The sequence below is a fragment of the Mesorhizobium sp. M7A.F.Ca.CA.004.04.2.1 genome (genome assembly GCF_004022825.1).
Taxonomy (GTDB): domain Bacteria; phylum Pseudomonadota; class Alphaproteobacteria; order Rhizobiales; family Rhizobiaceae; genus Mesorhizobium.
The window spans coordinates 1-534 of record NZ_RZPH01001728.1 but is presented as its reverse complement, the minus strand read 5'-3'; the positions used below and the strand labels follow the sequence as shown (position 1 = coordinate 534).

The 534-nt window shown below is 64.0% G+C and carries 1 protein-coding gene; it reads right to left on the bottom strand.

Annotated features, from left to right (window positions below; all coding sequences use genetic code 11):
* Positions 1-389 (bottom strand): amidase family protein (locus tag EN893_RS37250; RefSeq protein ID WP_245490994.1); only part of this gene is annotated, 389 nt, incomplete at its 3' end.
* Between the last annotated feature and the right edge of the window lie 145 nt (positions 390-534).

Here is a 534-nt window from a genome sequence, read left to right as displayed (position 1 = left end):
GTCATCAATCGAAGCCCGTGCTCCGGCGATGTCGAGGTGACGATCGGGATAAGTCCGGCAGCGATGTAGCGGTCGGTCAGCACCGAATTGACATCGGCCAGCCATGCCGGAATGCGGCTGCCGCCATGCGTCGGCACGCCCCTGATGGCGATGCCGAGATCCTTGATGGCGAAGGGAACACCGGCCAGCGGCAGCGAAGGGTCGACGGTCTTGGCGCGGGCCCGCGCGGCATCGTAGAGCGGTTCGGCCGTGGCATTGATGTCGGGACGGGTGGCCTCGGCGCGGGCAATCGCGGCGTCGGTCAGCTCGACGGCCGAAACCTCGCCCTTGCGGACCAGATCGGCGAGGCCCGCGGCATCTTCTTCCCAAAGGATCCGTTCGACCGACATGCGCGCTCCCCCCATCACTGAGGGCAAGCTAGCCAGTGGCGATTCCATTGGCAATCGGTCGACGGACCCGGCTGGCGACACACAAAAGCTTAGGCGTGCACAAGGTTATTTCCGCCGTTGCAAATACATTGCAATCGCCTAACTT